We start from the raw sequence: 4,267 nt of genomic DNA on the forward strand, positions 1-4,267 counted from the left end.
AGGTCGGCAACGAGGACATCCGCAAGCAGCTCGCCGAAGCCAAGGAGGCGCTCGCCCTGGTCCGCGAGCTGGAGCCCAGCATCAAGAAGCTGCTCGCGCTCGCCGACCGCATCGAGCGCTCGATTGCCGAATGCGCAAGGGTCTTGAAGTGATGGACCTCTCCGACCTCGCACGCCGCAACACGATCTCGCTGGAGGTCAAGAAGGACGGGCTGACGCAGCGTCAGTCCGGTGACTGGCAGCTGCGCCTGACCATCGCCGCCATCGACATGGACAGCCGCATCACGCAGGCCCCGATGGGCACGCGGTTCGCCTGCGTGCTCGTCGAGGTCAACGACGACGAGACGCCGGTCGATCACGCCAGCATGGAGCGCGACAAGTGGCGCGACCTCGACCCCGCGAAGCAGGCGGGCATGCGCTGCAAGGAGCCGACGTTCTGGGCGTTCCTGCGCGAGGAGCTGCACTACGCGGATGTCGCCGACGAGGGGCACGCCGCCGACTGCGTGCGCCATCACTGCGGCGTCGCGAGCCGCAGCGATCTCGGCAAGCCGGGCCGGACGGAAGAACGGCAGAAGTGGCACCAGCTCGATTGCGCCTATCAGGCGTGGAGGAACAAGGAAAATGGATAAGCAACGTATGCTGGAGAACGCCGTGTTGGATGCGCCGGGCAAGCACGGCGCGACCTTCATCGAAGGGTTCGAGGCGCTGCTCGCCGTCATCGTCTACGGCGCGATCTCCTCGGGCAACACTAAGGAGGCGACGCTGAAAGCGATCACCACGACGCGGGACGACATGGTGAAGCACATCGAGGCGCGGCTCGACGAGATTCCGGCAGGCGAAGATTTCACGGTGGCGCTGTCGGAGCAGGTGAAGGCCGCGATGGCTGAGCACCCGGAGATGAAGGAGACCATGACGGAGATGCTCGCGCAATTGCGTCAGCATCTCGATGGCGTCCGCACCGGCAAGTACGCCGGCCCCAGCGAGGCGCTCGATGCGATGGGCGCGAAGCCGCTGGACCTCGACTCCCCGGAGGTGCGCCGCGTGCTCCTCGACATGGCCGACGACGATGACGACGAGTCCGGTGCGACGATCAATTGATGCGCGACCCACGGCAGCGTGACGAGGCGTACCTCGCCTACATCCGCACGCAGCCGTGCTGCATCTGTGGCGACGACACATCGACCGAAGCGGCGCATCTGCGCGTCGGTTCGATCAACGACGGGAAGCGGTACACGGGCATGCAGGAAAAGAGCCACGATAAATGGGCGCTGCCGCTGTGCTCGCGCCACCACCGCGAGAGCCACGCCTATGGCGACGAGCTGGGCTGGTGGCTGAGCTACGGCCTCAACCCGTTCCTGCTGGCGATGAAGTATCGCGCGCCAGGAGAATGACGGTGAAGAGGCGTTACAGCATCTGGGTGCGCGAGATCGGCAGCGACCACGATGTCGAGCTGATGCAGTGCGACAGCAATCCGCAGGCGCTCGTCGATGGTCTCTACGCCAAGCACCTGACCATCAAGACCGACACCTCGCGCAAGAAGACGAAGGTCGGACGCTACAGCTGGGTCCGTATCGTCGATAACCAGCCGGGGGACTGAACGTGAAGCGGCGCTATCTCAACATCGAGATCGGCCCGTATCTGCGCGACACGCAGAAGCTGTCGGCGATGCAGAGTGGCGCCTACTTGCACTTGCTGATGCACTACGCCGTCCACGGAGAGTTGCCGCACGAGGACGACGCCGCGATGCGGATGATCGCGCGGCTCGACACGCAGCAGTGGCGGCGCACCAAGCCGGTGCTCGCAAAATTCTTTGACGCGCACTGGCGCAACCCGCGCGCGGATCGGGACATGATGAAGCAGGAGCGCCTCGCGGTCCTGCGCGCGCTCTCCGGTCAGGCCGGTGGCCGGTCGAGCGGCATGAGCCGCCGCGCACGCTCCCGACTTGTGGACAACTAAAAATCTCTGGATAAAGCATGATGCGAGTTCGGCATCACCTTCGCGCCCGCACGCGAAGCGCGGTTCGCATCACTCGCGCGAGTCAAACTATTGAGATCATTCACGACAGCTGAAGCAAACGCGAAGCAAACGCGAAGCACGCAACGAAGCAATTGCTTCCAATACAAAACTTAAACAACTACCACCTTCTCTGGAGCTGGCGGCGAAGGGCTTGCCGGTGTGGAGATCGTGGCGCATAGCGCTCCACCTCACTCACATCGAGGTTGCCGATGCGGCTGCCACTCGACGACGCCGGGCCCACCCAGGAACGTCTCGCCAAGGCGGGCGAATTTTTCCAGCTCGTCGGCCGCTCGCGATCATCCCGCCGCATCACCATGCTGGACGACCCGCTGGGGAAGGCGCTGGTGCGCCGGATTCTGTCGGCGCCCGAATATCAGGCGTTGCGCCGCTACGCGCTGCACTGGGCTGCGGCGGGCCTGCAGGGGCCGCTCAACAGCGTCGATCTCAATCGCATCTACAGCTTCGACCCGGCTGCCATGAGCGGTCTGGCGCGGACGGAGGCGCAGCTCGATCACAAACGCACGTACTACGCCGCGAAGCAGGCAATCGGCTTCCGTCCCTCGTTCGTGGCCGATCAGGTCGCGTGCTTCGGGAGGGGGCTGCAGGAGACCGGCGCGAGCCTCGGGATGCGCTCGCCGTACCGGGCGCGGGAGAAGGCGGCAGAGCTGCTGAGCGACGCCGGGCACCGGCTCGGCGTGTTCTTCGACGCCTTGCGTTGAGGGGCGAATTGGGCGACAGTTTCGCTAGCTCACGCACTGCGCTTCGGCGTGATGGGTGAGCCGAAAAACCCCGGAGCCGCCCTCCGGGGTTTTGACGTTTCTAAGGGCGGGCGCACAGGCGAGAGCTAAGCTCGATCGTCACCGCCCTGCCACGCGATGACGATCTCGATGTTCTCGCCGAGCCGATCTGCGGGGAATTTCTCCGCATGTTCCAGCACTTGTTGCGTCGGCAGCACAAGGCTCGACTGTCCCTTAGGCGCGAAGCAGTTCCGGCCACTCTTCATGTAGAAAGCGCGACCGCCGTAGCCGGAACTGGGCGCATGCTCCAGATAGACGCGCCCGGCCTTGGGGTTTGTGCCAGTGATCTTGGTGACGATGAACCATAGGCGCGTCGCGTAGGTTTCGCGGATCACCGCAACGTCGCCCTCATTGGCGTTCCGATAATGCTCCGCGATCTGCTCTTGCGTCTGGGTAGCACTCGGATCGCCGGGGCGAGCGTGACCGAAGCCAGCGCGCAGGCCGCGCGAGGAGACGGTTGCGAGGGGAATTTTCTTCTTGGTGTCGTCGGTCATGCCTATAGCCTTGATTGGATTAACGCTCGATCTCGGGGAGTTGTTCGGGTGTCACCTTCGCCTGCAGCATCAGGCGCACGAGAATGGCGATGTGCGTGGGCACGAGGCCGTAGGTCTCGGCGATCCACGAGCGCACCGTGCGCGGCGTGGACGCGATGGCACGCGCGAATGCAGACTGCCGGTTCTCGCCGAAAATCTTGAGGAGCGCGGCGTCCAGCTCTGCGCCGGTCATGGGGCCGTTGAGGGGGATCTTACGCGGCGACATCGAGCTGCTCTTTCGGCTGCAGGCGGCCGATCAGGCGGATGACTTGCGCGGACTGCCACGACGACCCTTCGGCCGTGGTGATGCCGCGCGCATTGAGGTGCGCCGCGATCTGGCGCGACGACTGGCACATGACTGGCTCGACGATCTCGCGCAGGCTCTCGGCGAACGCGGCGGCGGCAGCAGCCTTGTTCAGGCCAGCCTTGGGCGCGCCCAGCTTGACGCCGCGCGCCTTGCAGGCGGCGAGGGCGGCCTTGGTGCGGGTCGAGATCATCTCGCGCTCCTGCTCGGCCAGCGCCAGAAACAGGTGGAGCTGGAAATTGTCGGCGTGCGGCATCTCGGCGACCTTGAAGGCGATCTTGCGCGCCATCAGGCCGGAGCCGAAGTGAACGTCGCGGGTGAGGCGGTCCAGCTTGGCGACGATCACGGTGCCCTTCGCCTTGGTGGCACGGGCGACGGCGGCGGCGAGCTGCGGGCGGGTCTCAAGTGCATCGCTGCCCTTGCCGGTCTCGTCTCGACGAAGGTCTCGACGACCTCGTAACCCTCGGCGGCGGCGAACGCGGCGATGGCGGCTTGCTGGGCCTCTAGCCCGTCCTATTCGTGAGAGTGCGGCTTTGGGGCCCGATTGATGCGGCCGAACATCTTGTCTGACGAGGCGCACAGGATTGCCTTCGGCTTTTCACCGCCTGACCACCCGTA

The 4,267-nt window shown here is 65.1% G+C and carries 9 protein-coding genes; 6 read left to right on the forward strand and 3 right to left on the reverse strand.

What is annotated here, in order from left to right:
- Nucleotides 1-130: 130 nt before the first annotated feature.
- The 6 genes from QJT78_RS49125 to QJT78_RS49150 all read left to right on the forward strand — a co-directional run bounded on the left by QJT78_RS49125 (nt 131) and on the right by QJT78_RS49150 (nt 2,734).
- Nucleotides 131-628 carry a hypothetical protein gene (locus QJT78_RS49125; protein WP_157790336.1) on the forward strand — a complete coding sequence of 166 codons (498 nt, stop codon included), beginning with the start codon at nt 131-133 and terminating at the stop codon, nt 626-628.
- Entirely contained in the window at nt 621-1,097 is a 477-nt protein-coding gene (locus QJT78_RS49130; RefSeq protein ID WP_038953749.1) for a hypothetical protein, read from the forward strand. The genes QJT78_RS49125 and QJT78_RS49130 overlap by 8 nt, the downstream gene beginning before the upstream one ends.
- Complete coding sequence (locus QJT78_RS49135) at nt 1,097-1,390, forward strand: DUF968 domain-containing protein (protein ID WP_049810395.1); 294 nt, start codon at nt 1,097-1,099, stop codon at nt 1,388-1,390. The genes QJT78_RS49130 and QJT78_RS49135 overlap by 1 nt, the downstream gene beginning before the upstream one ends.
- A gap of 2 nt (nt 1,391-1,392) precedes the next feature.
- On the forward strand, nt 1,393-1,596 hold the full coding sequence (locus tag QJT78_RS49140) for a hypothetical protein (protein WP_157790335.1): 204 nt from the start codon (nt 1,393-1,395) through the stop codon (nt 1,594-1,596).
- Between the two features lie 2 nt (nt 1,597-1,598).
- Entirely contained in the window at nt 1,599-1,955 is a 357-nt protein-coding gene (locus QJT78_RS49145) for a DUF1376 domain-containing protein (protein ID WP_038945771.1), read from the forward strand.
- 269 nt (nt 1,956-2,224) lie between these two features.
- A complete protein-coding gene (locus QJT78_RS49150; RefSeq protein ID WP_038976639.1) occupies nt 2,225-2,734 on the forward strand; it encodes a hypothetical protein in 510 nt (169 codons plus the stop codon).
- A 125-nt stretch (nt 2,735-2,859) separates the two neighbouring features.
- Here the strand turns inward: QJT78_RS49150 and QJT78_RS49155 are convergent, their stop codons facing one another.
- Genes QJT78_RS49155 through QJT78_RS49165 form a run of 3 tightly spaced genes read right to left on the reverse strand, consistent with a single transcriptional unit; the run spans nt 2,860 to nt 4,229 of the window.
- Nucleotides 2,860-3,306: a hypothetical protein gene (locus tag QJT78_RS49155; RefSeq protein WP_049808119.1), complete on the reverse strand. Its 447-nt coding sequence runs from the start codon at nt 3,304-3,306 to the stop codon at nt 2,860-2,862.
- A 19-nt stretch (nt 3,307-3,325) separates the two neighbouring features.
- A complete protein-coding gene (locus tag QJT78_RS49160) occupies nt 3,326-3,571 on the reverse strand; it encodes a hypothetical protein (protein ID WP_038945774.1) in 246 nt (81 codons plus the stop codon).
- Nucleotides 3,558-4,229 carry a recombinase family protein gene (locus QJT78_RS49165; RefSeq protein ID WP_281460782.1) on the reverse strand — a complete coding sequence of 224 codons (672 nt, stop codon included), beginning with the start codon at nt 4,227-4,229 and terminating at the stop codon, nt 3,558-3,560. The genes QJT78_RS49160 and QJT78_RS49165 overlap by 14 nt, the downstream gene beginning before the upstream one ends.
- Between the last annotated feature and the right edge of the window lie 38 nt (nt 4,230-4,267).

Source organism: Bradyrhizobium sp. Mp27, from assembly GCF_029953005.1.
GTDB lineage: Bacteria > Pseudomonadota > Alphaproteobacteria > Rhizobiales > Xanthobacteraceae > Bradyrhizobium > Bradyrhizobium barranii.